Genomic DNA, 14,540 nt, shown 5'->3' with positions numbered 1-14,540 from the left:
TACCTTCCTCTATTAATTCTCTGTAGCGACGGCAATGGACTCGCGCAGATGCGCAGTAGGCGTCGAGACGGCGAACGCGACGTTGGCGATCACCGATGCGACGAACATTGTGAGAACGAGCGGAAATGCGGTGTCTTCGCCCGCGATACCGACAAGCGGCGCAACGGCGCCGGCGAGGAGGTGCTGCAACGTACCGAGAATGGCTGAAGCCAGACCCGCTGTCATAGGGACGGCTGCCAGAGCAAGCGCGATCGTGTTGCCGAAGACGAGGCCTAATGACCCGACGGCGACGAAGATGGGTACGGCGAACCAGATGGCGGGCGTATCCGCAAGGACGAGGAGCGTCAGCGCAACGATGGCGGCGAGGTTGAACAACAGTCCGGTTCGGGCAAGGGCGGCGGTGCGGAATCGGCGGGTGAGCCGGGCCGAAACGGCGCCGGTGATCATCAGCGCAAGCGCGTTAAGGCCGAACATCAACCCGTAACCGATCTCGTCGAGGCCCATCATGCTCTGATAGAGGAAGGGCGATGCCGAGATATAGGCCATCATCGTCGCGAAGGCGAAGACATAGGCGAACATGTTGCCCAGATAGGCCCTTGACATCAGCGAGTATGCCGTCGATGCCGGTGCCGCCAGATGGCCATGATTGCGCAGGGTGAGTGGTCGGGTTTCGCGGACGAACAGGAGGACTGCGATAAAGCCGATGCCGACGAGCCCGGTCAATATCCACATCAGGCCACGCCAGCCCAGCGGGTTTACCAGCACGCTGCCGACGACCGGGGCGATCACCGGGGCGATCCCGCTGACCAGCATCACGATACTCATGTACCGGGCGGCTTGCGCGCCACGTGCGCGATCAATAATGATGGCACGCGAGATAACCATACCTGCGGCCCCGGCCAACCCCTGCACGAATCGACCACCGACGAATACGGCGATCGTCGGGGCGAGTGCAACAACCACGCTTGCCACAAGGTAAAGACCCATCCCCACGACAAGCGGACTGCGCCTGCCGAGGCGATCGGAAAGCGGCCCGAAAATGAGCTGACCTACGCCAGCGCCGATGAGAAAGGTCGTCAGCGACAATTGGACACCCGCCGATGTCGTGGCCAGATCTTCGACCATCTCCGGGAACGCTGGCAGATACAGGTCGATAGCGAACGGGGCTATTCCGGTCAATAACGCGAGCGTCAGCAGAAGCGTGATGCCGATCCGGGCAGACGACGCGCACGTCTTATCCTGATCGTTCTTGACACACCTGTTCATCTGCTACACCTCACGTTTTGACTATGCAAACGTGAATGTTATAGTATCTATGCTTGCATAGTCAATTATCGCAAGGGGGACAGCGCATGACATCCGAGCGTCACGACAGGGCAACTCAGCTCGCCGATCTGGCCCATTTCGTCCTCAGCGTGGCGCGTGACATCCGCCTCTACGGGTGTCTCGATCCTGAAATTATCGAGATCACTTCGCTCGAAAGTCTCGTGATGAACCACATCGAACAGAGTCCCGGCACTAACCCATCCCGACTCTGTGACGAGGTCGGCCTTCGCTCCAGCAACGCGAGCGCACTGCTACGGTCGCTCGAAGCCAAAGGTATGATCCGGCGAATCCCAGACCCGGAAGACCGCCGTTCCGTCAGCCTGCAGCCCACACCGCTCGCCGTGTGCAATCTTGAGAAAGTTCGCGCCGAATGGGGCCAATTCCTCGCCCGCTATATCGATGATGCGGTCGATCTCGCACCGGCGATTAAACTGCTCAGTGCGCTCGACGAATCCCTCACCCGGGCGGGAGAGTCAGGTTTTCCACGACCTGATCAACCACCGATGGTATGTGCGGATACCGACCATTCCACCAACTAAAGCAGGAGTTCATAGTCCAATGTCCTCATCATCTATCGATGTACTATTCCAACCCTTCCGGATTAAGTCTCTGGAACTGAAAAACCGCATCGTCATGGCTCCCATGACACGTTCGTTCTCGCCCGGAGGCGTACCCGGCGAAAACATCGCAGCCTACTATCGGCGGCGGGCGGAAAACGAGGTGGGGCTGATCCTCTCCGAAGGAACGGTTATTGATCGGCCTGCATCCCGCAACGATCCTAACGTTCCATTTTTCCATGGTGATGCTCCGCTTGCGGGATGGAAGCGGGTGGTGGACGAGGTTCATGCTGTGGGCGGCAGGATGGGGCCTCAGATTTGGCACGTGGGTTCGACGCGAAACATGGTGACTGAATGGGATCCGGGCGTGCCGGTCGAGAGTCCTTCGGGTCTTGTGGCCCCTGGCGATCCGCGTGGCGACGCCATGACCGAGGAAGCGATTGCCGACACCATTGAGGCTTTTGGCCGAGCCGCCGGTGACGCAAAGCGCCTGGGCTTTGATACGCTGGAATTGCATGGCGCCCATGGCTATCTGATCGATCAGTTTTTCTGGGCGGGCACCAATCAGCGTACTGACCGGTTCGGCGGCGCGACCATCAAAGAGCGTTCCCGCTTTGCGGCGGAGGTGGTGAAGCGCGTGCGGCAGGCGGTGGGGCCGGACTTTCCCGTCATCCTGCGCGTCAGTCAGTGGAAACAGCAGGACTTTGCGGTGCGGCTCGCGGATACACCGGAGCAGATGCTCGACTGGCTCGGCCCATTGGTTGAAGCGGGGGTGGATGTGCTGCATTGCTCGCAGCGCCGCTTCTGGGAACCGGAATTTCCTGAGATTGACGGCAAAGACGGTCTTAACTTTGCCGGTTGGGCCAAAAAGCTCACGGGGGCGGCGACTATCAGTGTGGGTTCGGTCGGTATGTCGGTTGATTTCCTGCAAGCCTTCTCAGGTGAGGGTGCAAAGGCCACCGGCATCGAAAACCTCATTCATCGGCTGGAGCGGGATGAATTCGATCTCATCGCCGTCGGTCGGGCCTTGCTTGCCGATCCGCAGTGGGTGACGAAGATCCGCTCCGGCGATCAAAACGGGCTGAAGAATTTCAATCCCGCAACCCTTGCCGATCTGTTCTGAGGTGATGGGCCGACAGGTTGCACTGCAAAACTGCCACCGGCCCGAAACCTTTTTTCACCGGAACGTCAATGAGGCGATTTTTCATTGAAAAGGTCTTGCCAGTGTCCGTTGATTGGGCCATAATGCTGGCCGTTGAATGAGTTTATAGTTAAATATCTATAAAATTCATATGCTTATGTATTAAGCAGCAAATGTCGCCCAGGGTTCGACCAGTGTGTTTTTCAGCGGAACCGCGGGATAATGAAGTTTGATATATGCGGGAATAGCTCAGTTGGTAGAGCACGACCTTGCCAAGGTCGGGGTCGCGAGTTCGAGTCTCGTTTCCCGCTCCAATTTCCTTTCTATAGACGTCCACTGATGTCTGTAGGTCTCTGAAAAAATAGCGAAAAGCTCTTTTTTTTTCCAAAGCAATCCATTGAACATCATCGGCGGCGGACTCCGGGCCGCCGCCATTCGCTGTTAATGGTAATTAACTACAATTAGTTTCGCGTTGGGAGCCAGGCTCCTGGATTCCATATACCCCATTTTTTGCGGCAGCATATTGGGCTTATCCCATTGCGCCGCCGTCGATGTGTGCATTTCTCCCTGGCGCCAGCACTGTGCGGTAACTGTCTGCGACAGTGAGCTGACTTCGCAAGCCGGTTCGACGATGGCGCCGACGAAACGAATGATGCCCGAGGACGATGAAGCGGAAGCGTGCGATACGGTGAAAATCAAGCCTGCGGTGCAGACGAGTTTTATAATTTGTCGTTTCATTATATTTATTCCAAATTGCCTGGTGTCTTCTACATAAACGGCGAATTCTGCTGAAACTTGAACGGATTTTTTTAGTGGCGCTGGTCGGCATATGAGCCTTATGTAAGAAATATTTATGTATTAATTGCCGGGCAGATTTGTTTGGTGCTGAAGGCGTTTGTCGGGTTAACGTAAATTAGTTAAGAATCATTGAGTTGTTACTTAGGCGTTGAGATGGCCATGTCAGGGGTAAATCGAGGGTAATGATAAGGCGATTAATTTATAATCATAATTTAACAAACAAAAAACATCAGGTTCCATATGAACCTGATTATTCGCGGTATGATACAAACCCTTACGCTGTTTTTGCGATTTTTTTCAGAAAATTAACCTATCTAAGCTGAATTTGTGCGTCTCCTTTAGAATTAAATGTAAAAAAATAGAAAATAAAGGGATTTTATCCTGAAAATTTAACACACCCATCGCTCCTCCCCACAAAAAGATTTTCTTGAAAATACTAAGAAAGCGTCATGTCGATGTGTATTCAAACGCACATTTTCTGCATTCCTGCATGGAATAAGACGCTGCTGGCGTGCGTCCGGCTGTCCTGCGGGAGTTGCAGACAGTACGCACCCTGTGGCAATTGGGCCACGAACGCTTTCAGAGATGAAAACGTCATTAACGACCTTTAGATATTAGGAATCATAAGTATGCAAAAGACATTACTTAATACCCTGATCGGCGCCTCTCTGCTGTCCGTGAGCGGCATGTCGCTGGCTGCCATTGTCACGGGCGGTACGGTCCACTTCAAAGGAGAAATTGTTAACGCGGCGTGTGCGGTAAGCACCAACAGCGCCGATCAGGTAGTCAATCTCGGCCAATATCGCAGTGCGCGTTTTACCGATGTTGGCGTCTACTCCGGCAAAGTGCCTTTCACCATCAATCTCGAAGACTGCGACACCACCGTCTCCACAACGGCTGCGGTCGCTTTTACCGGAGCAGCCGACGGTAATGATAACACTCTGCTGGCCGTAAGTAATATCGGCAGCGGCAGCTCGGGCAGCGCAAACGGCGTTGGTATTGAGATCTCCGATCATACGGGCAGTGTACTGACGCCCAACGGCTCGAGCTTCTCCGCCGCGCAGACGCTGATCGACGGCAGCAACACGCTGCATTTCACCGCACGCTATAAGTCCACCCTGGCGGCAGTTACGCCTGGCGCCGCCGATGCGGACGCTACCTTCACCCTGCAGTATCTATAAGTAGCAATGCATATTAAGGATGTGGACGCTGTCCAGGGACGGATTTTTCTCAGAAATTGACCGCCCTACAGACAGAACAGGCGGATATCGGTGCGCCTCGCCAATGCCCGGTTGCCACGCTCTGTCATGCCGTTTCGCCGCCTGTCGCCGAGCGAGGATGCGGCCATTTTCACTCATAGATATCTGCAGACAGCTCAACGTCTGTCATGCATAACGAGGTTTAGCGTGTTTAACATAACGTCATTACTCCGGTTTGCCCACATCGGAGCCGCGATTTTTTTGCTGTCTCAGGTAGCCCAGGCGGGCGGTATCGCCCTCGGCGCCACTCGCGTCATCTATCCTGCAGGCGCCACGCAGACATCTCTTTCCATCAATAATAGCGACGGCAAAACCCGCTTTTTGATCCAGTCCTGGGTCGAGGACGACAAAGGCAACAAAACCGCTGATTTCGTCGTGACGCCGCCGCTGTTTGTCGCCAAACCTAAAGGCGAAAATACGCTGCGCATCATGTATATCGGCAAGGCATTGCCCGGCGATCGCGAATCCGTGTTCTGGATGAACGTCAAGGCGATTCCGTCCACAGATAAATCTGAAGTTGAGGATAAAAACGTGCTGCAACTGGCGGTACTGTCGCGCATCAAGCTGTTCGTGCGTCCGTCCGGCCTGCCAGTGTCCCCCGCCGATGCGCCGGATCTGCTGGGTTTCCATCGCGAGGGAGGCTCGCTCAGAATCGACAATCCGTCCCCTTATTTCATCACTCTGGTCAACGCCGCTTACGGCGCGCAAAAGCTCCCCAATACGATGGTTCCCCCCAAAAGCCATGCCTCGGTGCCGCTTCCCGCTGACAGCCGCGGCAACGTGACCTTCCAGACGATTAACGATTATGGCGCCAACACGCCCAAAGCCACCGGCAAGCTGCGGTGATAATAGGAGGCGATTATGCTGGCACCTGAACAGGATGGTATGAGTGTAATGGAAAGCGCCAGCGACCACATCAGGGCGCTTTCCGTCACGCTAGCGAGGAATTTTCGTATGCATTCGCTGATACATTTGGATAATCGCCTCACACGACTGCATCGGGCGATAGCACTTTGCATTGCGCTGTCGGTCGGCGGTGTATCCGCCGAAGAGTTTTTTAACCCGGCATTTTTATCGAACGATCCGTCGGCGATCGCGGATCTGTCTCGTTTCGAACGCGACGAAGGGCAGGCGCCAGGCCTCTATCGAGTGGAGATCTATATCAACGACGAGTATGTCACCACTCGTGATATCGCGTTTCACGCCCGGAAAGATCAGAAGACGTCGGCGGACGGGGCGGAGACGCCCGACGACACCGGTCTGGAAGCCTGTCTGACCCGGCCTCTGCTGGAACAGTTCAACGTCAACGTAAGTGCTTTCCCCACCGTGGCGGGTGCGCCGGAAGATCGCTGTATTGCGGTGGCGGCGGCGATTCCCGACGCCGTCAGTTCGTTTGATTTCGAACTACAGCGGCTGCATCTCAGTATGCCGCAGATCTCGCTGAAAAACAGCGGGCGGGGATACATCCCGCCGGAGCAGTGGGACGACGGCGTTACCGCCGCGTTGCTCAATTATAATTTCACTGGCAGCAACAGCCACGGCGATTACCGTAGCGACAACTATTTTCTCAATCTCGACAGCGGACTGAACTGGAAAGGGTGGCGCCTGCGCGATTTTTCCACCTGGAACTACAATCGCCAGCGGAACCAGCGCGTCAGCGACTGGCAGCACGTCAGCACCTATCTGCAACACGCGGTGACCCTCTGGCGTAGCCAGTTGACCCTCGGCGACAGCAACACGCCCGGCGACGTGTTCGACAGCATCGGCTTTCGCGGCGCGCAGCTCGCCTCCGACGACAGCATGTTGCCGGACAGCCTGCGCGGCTTTGCGCCGACCATCCGCGGTATCGCCAAAAGTAACGCCCGTGTGACCATTCGGCAGAACGGCTATGTGATCTATCAGTCTTACGTCGCGCCGGGCGCGTTCGCCATCACCGACCTGTATCCGACGTCGTCCAGCGGCGACCTGCAGGTTACGATCACCGAAAGCGACAATAGCACTAACAGCTTCGTCGTGCCCTATTCCGCCGTTCCCTTGCTACAGCGCGAGGGGCGGATAAAATACGCCGTCACTGTGGGCGAATACCGCAGCAACCTGAGTCAACAGGGCGATCCCAAGTTCGGCCAGGGTACGGTGATTTGGGGGCTGTCCTCCGGGACGACGCTGTACGGCGGCACCCAGTTGGCGGAAGACTACCAGTCTTTCGCCGTCGGCGCGGGGAAAAATCTCGGTAGCTGGGGCGCGTTTTCCACAGACGTTACCCAGGCTTATAGCACACTGGCGGATGGCAGCGACCATAGCGGCCAGTCGCTGCGCTTTCTGTACGCCAAGTCACTCAACGAATTCGGCACTAACTTCCAACTGCTGGGCTATCGCTATTCGACCAAAGGCTTCTTTACGCTGGATGAAGCCAGCTACAAAAACATGCGTGGCTATACGTTGGACGATACGGTGACCGACCGCACCGTCTACCGCGATTATTACGATCTGCGCCATGCCAAGAAGAGTCGGGTTCAGGTCAATATAACCCAGCGGCTGGGCGACGACATGGGATCGGTGTTCTTCAGCGGCAGCCGACAGAGCTACTGGCATTCCAATCGCAGCAACGATCTGTGGCAGGTAGGTTACAGCGGCGTTTACAACAACATCAGCTACAGCTTCACCTATAGCTACAACAAAAGTCAGGGGCTAGACGAGAGCGACAAGCTGCTGGCGTTCAACTTGTCGCTGCCGATCGGTCAGTGGCTGAGTCCCGGCAGGGGGGAAGACTATCTTTCGCGCAACGCCAATTCGTCCTATCTGACATACAACGCCACTACCGACAACCGTGACCGCACCGTTCAGCAGGTGGGCGTCGGCGGTACGCTGCTGGAGGACAACAACCTGAACTACAACGTCAGGCAGGGTTATGGCAATAAAGGCGTCGGCTACAGCGGCAGCGTGGATCTGAGCTATCAGGGCGCCTATGGCAACAGCAACATCGGCTACAACTACTACCGCGATTATCGTCAGATGAATTACGGCCTGAGCGGCGGCGTGGTCGCCCATGCAGACGGCGTTACCTTCAGCCAGCCGCTGGGAGACACCAACGTGCTGATTAAAGCGCCCGGCGCCGACGACGTGGGACTGGAAAACACCACCGGCATCAGCACTGACTGGCGCGGCTATGCGGTCATTCCTTACGCCAGCGTCTATCGTTCGAACCGCATCGCGCTGGAAATCAATACGCTGGGCAACAATACCGAAGTTGATAACGCGGTAGTGAACGTCATCCCCACCCGTGGTGCGCTGGTGGCGGCGAATTTCAACGCCCGTGTGGGCGGGAGAGCGCTGATCACGCTGCATCAGCGCGACGGCAGACCTATGCCCTTCGGCGCACAGGTCTCCAGACCTGGCAGCGATTACACCGGTATCGTCGGCGACAATGGTCAGGTATTCCTGTCCGGGCTGCCGCCACGGGGAACGCTGAAGGTGGAATGGGGAACCGGAGCGCAGCAGCGCTGCATCGTCGACTATGCGCTGCCGGAAGGGAGTCAGAACCAACCTATAACTTATACGAAGGCAGGGTGCCAATGAAACAAATCCTGAAGAAGTCAATGAAGTCGATGTACGGCAGAATCCTTTTGCTGGGGCTGGCGGTTGGCGCATATTGCTTTTCCCAGGCCGCGTTGGCCGTTCAATGCACGAATACCACCGGTTCGCCGATGATTTACAATTACACGTATACGATGGCCTCCACTCAAAATTATGTGGGGTATAATACCGGCTGGCAGGAGCAGTCCGGTTCGGGGACTTACGCTCTGGGGGGAGGTTGTGTTCACGGCCCGAATACCTACTTCACTTCGACTGTGGGACCATTGCTGACGCTTGCCTCGACGGAAAGCGACATAAACTGGTACGACATCGTCACCAATGATTACCTGCAACTCGCTTCGCAGATTTCCATAAGGGACAATAGTACAAACACGAGTCCCTTTTATAACGTACCTTTTGTTGATGTGGCTAATAACTGTACGGGGAACTGCACTGGGTCGCTTGTCAGCGGTAGTCGTGTACGGGTCAACTTCCGCATCAAACGTCCGTTCATCGGCATCACCAATCTCCCGTCGTTTCCGATCTTCTATCTGTACGCCAATCAGGGCGGTGCAGGCCAGGGCACCGGCTCGCCGCTTGCAATGGGCTATCTTAGCGCTTCGGTCACTGTGCCGCAGAGTTGTACGCTGAACGCGGGGCAAATCATCAGTATTGATTTCGGCAGCGTCTCATCGGGCGCCTTTAAAACCGCCGGCGAGAAAGCTGAGGGCATCGCGCCCGTCAGCCGTAATATCGGCATTGAATGCAACGGCATCGAGGCGCAGGCCAGCCTGTCGCTGCGCGTTCAGGCGGACACCGTCCAGGGCAACATGATCGTTTCCGACAACCCTGACGTCGGTTTCGTGATCACCGACAGCAGCGGCAATCCGCTGACGCCCAATAATCTGTCGAGCGTGATCCCCTTCCTTCTCGACGACGCCGCCAGCGCCGATGTAACCATAGGCGCTTATCCGGCCAGCGTGACCGGCAATGCGCCGACGGAAGGTGTGGCGACCGGCAGAGGCTACTTGCGCGTCGATTTCCAATAGATTAAGGGAGAACATGTCACATGAACTCACATCAACGCGTTAAAGCCAGTGCCAGCGGCCAGCCACTCCAGCGGCGTTTTGGCCGCTGGCAGCCGTTTGTCGTCAGCGTGGCTGGAATTTGCGGGTCGGCTCTTTGCGCCGCTCTGCTCTTCTCTGCTCTCGCACGGGCGGATCTGGGCCTGAGCAACATGGAGCTTAGAGTGACGATACTTGCCAACAGCTGCAATGTCAGTCAGGACAGTCAAAGCCAGACGGTGGATCTGGGCACCTGGGCGAGCCGGCAGTTTGCCGCCACGCCGCAGAGTCCTGTTCCTACCCGGTTTGTGGTCACACTGGAAAACTGCGGGGCGGCGGCGGCCGGGGTGGAAGTCACGTTCAACGGCGGGGGCGACACCGTCGACAATACGCTGCTGGCGTTGAGCCAGGACAGCACCGCCACTAATCTGGCCGTGGCCATCCTGGATGAAGAGCGGAATCGCATCGCTATCGGCCAGGCCAGTCAGGTTTATGCGCTAGCCGCCAACGCCCAGAGCGTGCCGCTGGTGTTCTACGGTCAGTATGTCGCGACCGGCGGCCCTGTTACGGCGGGTTCGGCCAACGCCGACGCCACCTTCACGCTGACCTATCAGTAGCCAGCGTTTTGGCTGAATCACGATAAACCAGACGCATGGTCAGCCAAGAAGCGATGGACGGCGTCTGGAAAAGACGCCGTCCATGGTCGGGAAAATGAGGAAACGACGCTTACGTTTGCTCGTCCGTGCGAATATCGGAAAACTGTATGAGCCGCCCCCGATCCAGCGCTATCATGCCGTCATGTTGCAAGCGTTTTAGCACTCTGTTGATAGTGCTTTTCGATAGGGAGGTGTATTGGGAGAGGTAAGTCAAGGCGGTGAAGCGCTGACGTACATCCGGCGGTAGTTGATTGAGGGATCGCAGTGTCTTCTCTACCACGGATATTGAATCGCCGCTGTTGTCCACACAATGATTGACCAGCAATTGAAAGCGGAAATTGACTATTTTTAGTACGTCATCGAATCGCTGGTAGGCGGTAACGATTCGCATCGCGACGTCAAGCGGCATCCATCTTATTTTGCCATAATCGACTTTTTCCAAATAAATAATGTCTTGGTCGATCATTGCTATTGACCACCCTACGATGGTGGGTGAGGAAATAACGGAGACGATTTTGTTGTCTTTCGTTTTCCGTATTAGGAATACCCCCTCGTCTATTAAATAAATTCTCGGTTTTCCTGCATTTAAAAGATGATAACGTCGTTTGCCTCTCACTACATGCGTAGGATGTGCTGTGCGAGCGTGGGGGGAAAGTATTTTAGTAAGACGAAATACAGACTTTGCTAAATCACACATTATTTAAAATCCAGATAAAATAACTAAATAAATTTAAAAATAACCTGGCGCACGTATTGAGGAAATAACGATGAGCGCATAGGAAGATTCACATAAAAAATGCGATGATTGCATCGAACGACAGAAGCTACGCAAGCATAATTCGCTAACTTTATGATAAAATTTATTAACATCAACATATAACAATTTGATTTGTAATGTTTCTTATTAAGGGGTATGCATTGATACCTGGTTATATATTCTAAATAATTCGAGTTGGAGGAAGGCGGCTAGAGAAGGAATCCCGATAAGCTTACTCAAGTAAGTTATTCGGGTGACTGAACTCGGCCAACGCACATGCAACTTGAAGTATGACGAGTATAGAACTCCTTTTTAAGGACTGAGATAGTAAATAAATATAATTCTTTATTCATGATGTTTATTATCTTCCATTAAACGGAAGAATAACCTATAGGCTATCTTTTCCTCACGAGTAGGCGAGCAGCTTAATATAAAGCGTCGGATTGGATTAAGGAAATGAGAAGAACCGATAGTTTTATTTACACTAATATCTATGAGAACATAACTATATCCTTGAGTAGTAATAAATTACGCTGGAAATTATATGATGAATTGTGTTTTTGTTCGCCAGTCGGGCCGCGACTGGCAACATTACGGGAAAATTATAGTATGGGTTAACTTATTTATACAAATTTTTCCTATATCAATTGCGAGGATAAGTTGATTTGATAATCAATGATGCCAGCCTATTTTTAATAAACCTCAAGATGCAGATTTGAGTGACTGAAAACGATCGTGAATTGTGGATATCAGTGAGTTCGCTATTTCTGGCAGCGTGGTTGAGAAAAAATTGTATATCGCATCCTGAAATTCGCAGGTGTTTTCAAAATAGCGATTATTCCGCGCATTCTCGTTCATTACTTTCCACAAGCGCTCTATCGCGTTCAGATTCGGACTGAACCATCCATCACTGAGTTTTGTCGCCTGTGTCGGATGAACGGCTTCGATAAGCAGAGTGGCTCATCACACTTTGTTTTTTTAATCTTCATAATATTCAATAAGCTCAGACCATTGACAAACCTCTTTACGGAATCAGAACGGTGAGAATGGGATAGAAGAGTAAAGCGTCCGCGCCAGGGATGGCGCGGTACGCCTCTCCATACATTAAGGAGAGGCTTCCGCCGCCTTTTTTACCAGCGGTACTTCAGCGAACCATAGACGGTTCGTCCTTCGCCATAGTTGCAATAATCGGGCGCATTACAGGTGTAGTAGGTCTTATCGAATAGGTTAGTCAGGTTCAACGATGCCGATAATCCCCGCAGGCTGTGGCTTATTGCGCCAAGATCGTAATGAATTGCCGCATCCACGGTGGTGTATGAAGGCACTTCCAGCGTATTTGCCGTATCGGCATAGGAACTGCCCGCATACCTCACTCCTGCGCCAAGTCTTAACCCGGAGAGTTTATCCGTTTGCACTGTATAGTCAGCCCAGAATGAAGCCAAAACTCTGGAAACGGAAGTGGGCCGCATACCGGCATTGTCGCCTTTTTCCACTTTGGGATCTATCCAGGTCAAAGCGCTGATCAGGTTCAGGCCGGTAATCGGATTAAGTTGAGCTTCCAGTTCAATCCCTTTCGATTGAATTTCCCCAACCTGAACCTGCCGGGTCGGCGGGGCGCCAGGTGAGGTGTCACGCGCCAGCACGTTCTGCTGGGTGAGGTCAAACACCGATAGTGTAGCCATGCCGGGGAAGTTGGTCGGTTGGTATTTCAGACCCGCCTCCCACTGTTTTCCTGTTGTCGGCTTAAACGGGGGGCCATAAGCATTGGCGGTGGTGGTCGGGTCAAACGAGGTCGCATAGCTGATATAAGGTGCAAAACCGCTGTCAAAGTTGTAGATGACGGCGGAACGCCAGGTAAATTTCCCTAAATCCTGTTTGGTATCAACTGCGGTTATCTTATTTCGGTTGTTGATATCGGCCCAGTCATACCGGCCACTCAGCAAAATACCCAGTTTATCGATTTTCAAATGGTCCTGAGCGTACAGGCCCAGAATATTCTGGGTTCTTTCCGCCAGTGTGGATGCGTCCGGCCTGACGATGGATAAAGAGTAGTCAGGATTCACCAGATCAAGCGAGGGGGCGGCGGTCGCGGGCGGCAGCAGGCTCAGTCCCATATCTTGCTGCCATTTGTCCCATTGGTAGTCAAAGCCGACCATAACGTCATGTGAGATGATGCCGGTATTAAGCTGACCTTGCAGATTGGTGTCCAGGTTGGCTGCGTTCAGCTTCTGATCTGACCAAAGCGCATTACGGAATAGGGTGCGATCGTCAGGCAGCAGGCTCCAGGTGTGGACGTAGCTTTCGTTCATCTTCATATAGAGATAACGAAAATTCTGGTTGATTTTCCAGCTATCAGATAACCAGTGTTCCAGATTGTAGCCCAGCGTTGCCTGGGTGCGGTCATATTCGTCGAATAAGGGAGAACCATCGTAGAAATCGCTGGGTATTGCGCCATAAGTATTCGGTTTAATCGTTCCGCGAGCCGGGAGGTTACCAAAAAATCCTCCGTCGGGAAGACGTTCATACGATGCCAGAAACGTCAATGAGGTACTTTCATTTGGCGCCCATGTCAGAGACGGCGCAATGGAAAAACGTTTTTCTTTGGTGTACTTGACCGAGGTGTCGGAATCGAGCGCAAGGCCGTGCAACCGGTACAGCAGCGTACCGTCATCCGATATTGGCCCGCCGACGTCGAAAGCATATTGCTGTCGATTATGGGAGCCGAACAGGGCTTCCACTTCGGCAAAACGTGTGGCCGTCGGTCGCTTACTGGTGGCGTTCACAATCCCTGAAAGCGGCGCCTGGCCGTATAAAGCCGATGCGGGGCCTTTAAGTACCTCGACGCGTTCAAGACTGTGGGGATTAATTTGGTAAGCAAGATATGATGTTCCTCGCGGCAGGCGCAGGCCATCCAGAAACTGGTTGGCATTGTTCAGTGAACCGATGCCGCGAATATAAATGGCATCGGCCCGCGAGATATCCCCGCGTACATCCCCCTGGATACCGGCAGAATAGCGAAATGCCTGCCAGAGTTGCTGGACTCCCTGCGCTTCCATCTGATCCGCAGTCACCACACTGATAGCCTGAGGCGTTTCAATCAATGGCGTATCCGTCTTCGTTCCGGCGGCGCTCCGTGTCACGATGTATCCGTCCACTGGCATCGTCGCCGTTTCCGCCTTGCCGACGACGGTGATAGTGTCAGATCCCGATTTTTTGGCGCTGTCAGCATTCGCGGGATTGCCCTGGGAGGCGTTGATCGCGGCGGATGGCTGCTGCGCCTGTACAGTGTGAACGGCACAGGCTGCGTAAATCGTGGTCGATGTCCACAGCGCCAAACCTATACTGCTAATTCTCATAACAGACTCCTTACTCCGGTTGCACCGGGATGGTTGAAAATGTGACGTTTACG

General features: G+C 54.0%; 12 protein-coding genes, 1 tRNA gene and 1 pseudogene. 8 read left to right on the top strand and 6 right to left on the bottom strand.

Annotation, left to right across the window (positions count from 1 at the left end):
* Window positions 1–12: 12 nt before the first annotated feature.
* Window positions 13–1,266 (bottom strand): multidrug effflux MFS transporter, encoded by a 1,254-nt coding sequence (locus tag BIY29_RS01020; protein ID WP_121572925.1) that lies wholly within the window; start codon window positions 1,264–1,266, stop codon window positions 13–15.
* A gap of 86 nt (window positions 1,267–1,352) precedes the next feature.
* Here BIY29_RS01020 and BIY29_RS01015 point away from each other — a divergent pair, with 86 nt between their 5' ends.
* The 3 genes from BIY29_RS01015 to BIY29_RS01005 all read left to right on the top strand — a co-directional run bounded on the left by BIY29_RS01015 (window position 1,353) and on the right by BIY29_RS01005 (window position 3,338).
* A complete protein-coding gene (locus BIY29_RS01015) occupies window positions 1,353–1,865 on the top strand; it encodes a MarR family winged helix-turn-helix transcriptional regulator (RefSeq protein ID WP_121572923.1) in 513 nt (170 codons plus the stop codon).
* A gap of 19 nt (window positions 1,866–1,884) precedes the next feature.
* The gene (locus tag BIY29_RS01010) at window positions 1,885–3,006 is read left to right on the top strand and encodes an NADH:flavin oxidoreductase (RefSeq protein WP_121572921.1); all 1,122 of its coding nucleotides are present in this window, start codon (window positions 1,885–1,887) and stop codon (window positions 3,004–3,006) included.
* 256 nt (window positions 3,007–3,262) lie between these two features.
* Window positions 3,263–3,338 (top strand) — tRNA-Gly (locus BIY29_RS01005).
* 127 nt (window positions 3,339–3,465) lie between these two features.
* Here the strand turns inward: BIY29_RS01005 and BIY29_RS01000 are convergent.
* Window positions 3,466–3,762 carry a fimbrial protein gene (locus tag BIY29_RS01000; protein WP_121572919.1) on the bottom strand — a complete coding sequence of 99 codons (297 nt, stop codon included), beginning with the start codon at window positions 3,760–3,762 and terminating at the stop codon, window positions 3,466–3,468.
* Window positions 3,763–4,285: 523 nt separating this feature from the next.
* A complete protein-coding gene (locus tag BIY29_RS20770) occupies window positions 4,286–4,420 on the bottom strand; it encodes a hypothetical protein (RefSeq protein ID WP_276310274.1) in 135 nt (44 codons plus the stop codon).
* 31 nt (window positions 4,421–4,451) lie between these two features.
* Here BIY29_RS20770 and fimA point away from each other — a divergent pair, with 31 nt between their 5' ends.
* The 5 genes from fimA (at window position 4,452) to BIY29_RS00975 (ending at window position 10,335) form a co-directional block, all read left to right on the top strand.
* Entirely contained in the window at window positions 4,452–5,003 is a 552-nt protein-coding gene (gene fimA, locus BIY29_RS00995; RefSeq protein WP_121572917.1) for a type 1 fimbrial major subunit FimA, read from the top strand.
* A gap of 90 nt (window positions 5,004–5,093) precedes the next feature.
* On the top strand, window positions 5,094–5,927 hold the full coding sequence (locus BIY29_RS00990; protein WP_240629895.1) for a fimbria/pilus periplasmic chaperone: 834 nt from the start codon (window positions 5,094–5,096) through the stop codon (window positions 5,925–5,927).
* 108 nt (window positions 5,928–6,035) lie between these two features.
* Window positions 6,036–8,657 (top strand): fimbrial biogenesis usher protein, encoded by a 2,622-nt coding sequence (locus BIY29_RS00985; RefSeq protein WP_121572988.1) that lies wholly within the window; start codon window positions 6,036–6,038, stop codon window positions 8,655–8,657.
* Window positions 8,654–9,703, top strand: coding sequence for a fimbrial protein (locus BIY29_RS00980; protein ID WP_121572915.1), 1,050 nt, complete (start codon window positions 8,654–8,656; stop codon window positions 9,701–9,703). Before BIY29_RS00985 ends, BIY29_RS00980 begins: the two co-directional genes overlap by 4 nt.
* 20 nt (window positions 9,704–9,723) lie before the next feature.
* Window positions 9,724–10,335 carry a fimbrial protein gene (locus BIY29_RS00975; protein ID WP_121572913.1) on the top strand — a complete coding sequence of 204 codons (612 nt, stop codon included), beginning with the start codon at window positions 9,724–9,726 and terminating at the stop codon, window positions 10,333–10,335.
* 109 nt (window positions 10,336–10,444) lie between these two features.
* Here the strand turns inward: BIY29_RS00975 and BIY29_RS20485 are convergent, their stop codons facing one another.
* From BIY29_RS20485 to BIY29_RS00960, 3 genes and pseudogenes are all read right to left on the bottom strand, one after another.
* Entirely contained in the window at window positions 10,445–10,840 is a 396-nt protein-coding gene (locus BIY29_RS20485; RefSeq protein ID WP_240629888.1) for a helix-turn-helix domain-containing protein, read from the bottom strand.
* A gap of 993 nt (window positions 10,841–11,833) precedes the next feature.
* Window positions 11,834–12,031, bottom strand: a pseudogene (locus tag BIY29_RS20480) (IS630 family transposase); the annotation flags it as partial.
* A gap of 230 nt (window positions 12,032–12,261) precedes the next feature.
* A complete protein-coding gene (locus tag BIY29_RS00960; RefSeq protein ID WP_121572909.1) occupies window positions 12,262–14,487 on the bottom strand; it encodes a TonB-dependent siderophore receptor in 2,226 nt (741 codons plus the stop codon).
* Window positions 14,488–14,540 lie beyond the last annotated feature (53 nt).

The sequence above is a fragment of the Brenneria alni genome (genome assembly GCF_003666245.1).
In the GTDB taxonomy this organism is placed as follows: domain Bacteria; phylum Pseudomonadota; class Gammaproteobacteria; order Enterobacterales; family Enterobacteriaceae; genus Brenneria; species Brenneria alni.
Note: the sequence above shows the minus strand (reverse complement) of the source record. Positions and strands in the feature narration are given on the sequence as shown.

Coding starts and splice junctions, on each gene's coding strand:
- BIY29_RS01020 (WP_121572925.1), bottom strand. CDS start 1,266: ATGAACAGGTGTGTCAAGAACGATCAGGATAAGACGTGCGCGTCGTCT.
- BIY29_RS01015 (WP_121572923.1), top strand. CDS start 1,353: ATGACATCCGAGCGTCACGACAGGGCAACTCAGCTCGCCGATCTGGCC.
- BIY29_RS01010 (WP_121572921.1), top strand. CDS start 1,885: ATGTCCTCATCATCTATCGATGTACTATTCCAACCCTTCCGGATTAAG.
- BIY29_RS01000 (WP_121572919.1), bottom strand. CDS start 3,762: ATGAAACGACAAATTATAAAACTCGTCTGCACCGCAGGCTTGATTTTC.
- BIY29_RS20770 (WP_276310274.1), bottom strand. CDS start 4,420: ATGACGTTTTCATCTCTGAAAGCGTTCGTGGCCCAATTGCCACAGGGT.
- fimA (WP_121572917.1), top strand. CDS start 4,452: ATGCAAAAGACATTACTTAATACCCTGATCGGCGCCTCTCTGCTGTCC.
- BIY29_RS00985 (WP_121572988.1), top strand. CDS start 6,036: ATGCATTCGCTGATACATTTGGATAATCGCCTCACACGACTGCATCGG.
- BIY29_RS00980 (WP_121572915.1), top strand. CDS start 8,654: ATGAAACAAATCCTGAAGAAGTCAATGAAGTCGATGTACGGCAGAATC.
- BIY29_RS00975 (WP_121572913.1), top strand. CDS start 9,724: ATGAACTCACATCAACGCGTTAAAGCCAGTGCCAGCGGCCAGCCACTC.
- BIY29_RS20485 (WP_240629888.1), bottom strand. CDS start 10,840: ATGATCGACCAAGACATTATTTATTTGGAAAAAGTCGATTATGGCAAA.
- BIY29_RS00960 (WP_121572909.1), bottom strand. CDS start 14,487: ATGAGAATTAGCAGTATAGGTTTGGCGCTGTGGACATCGACCACGATT.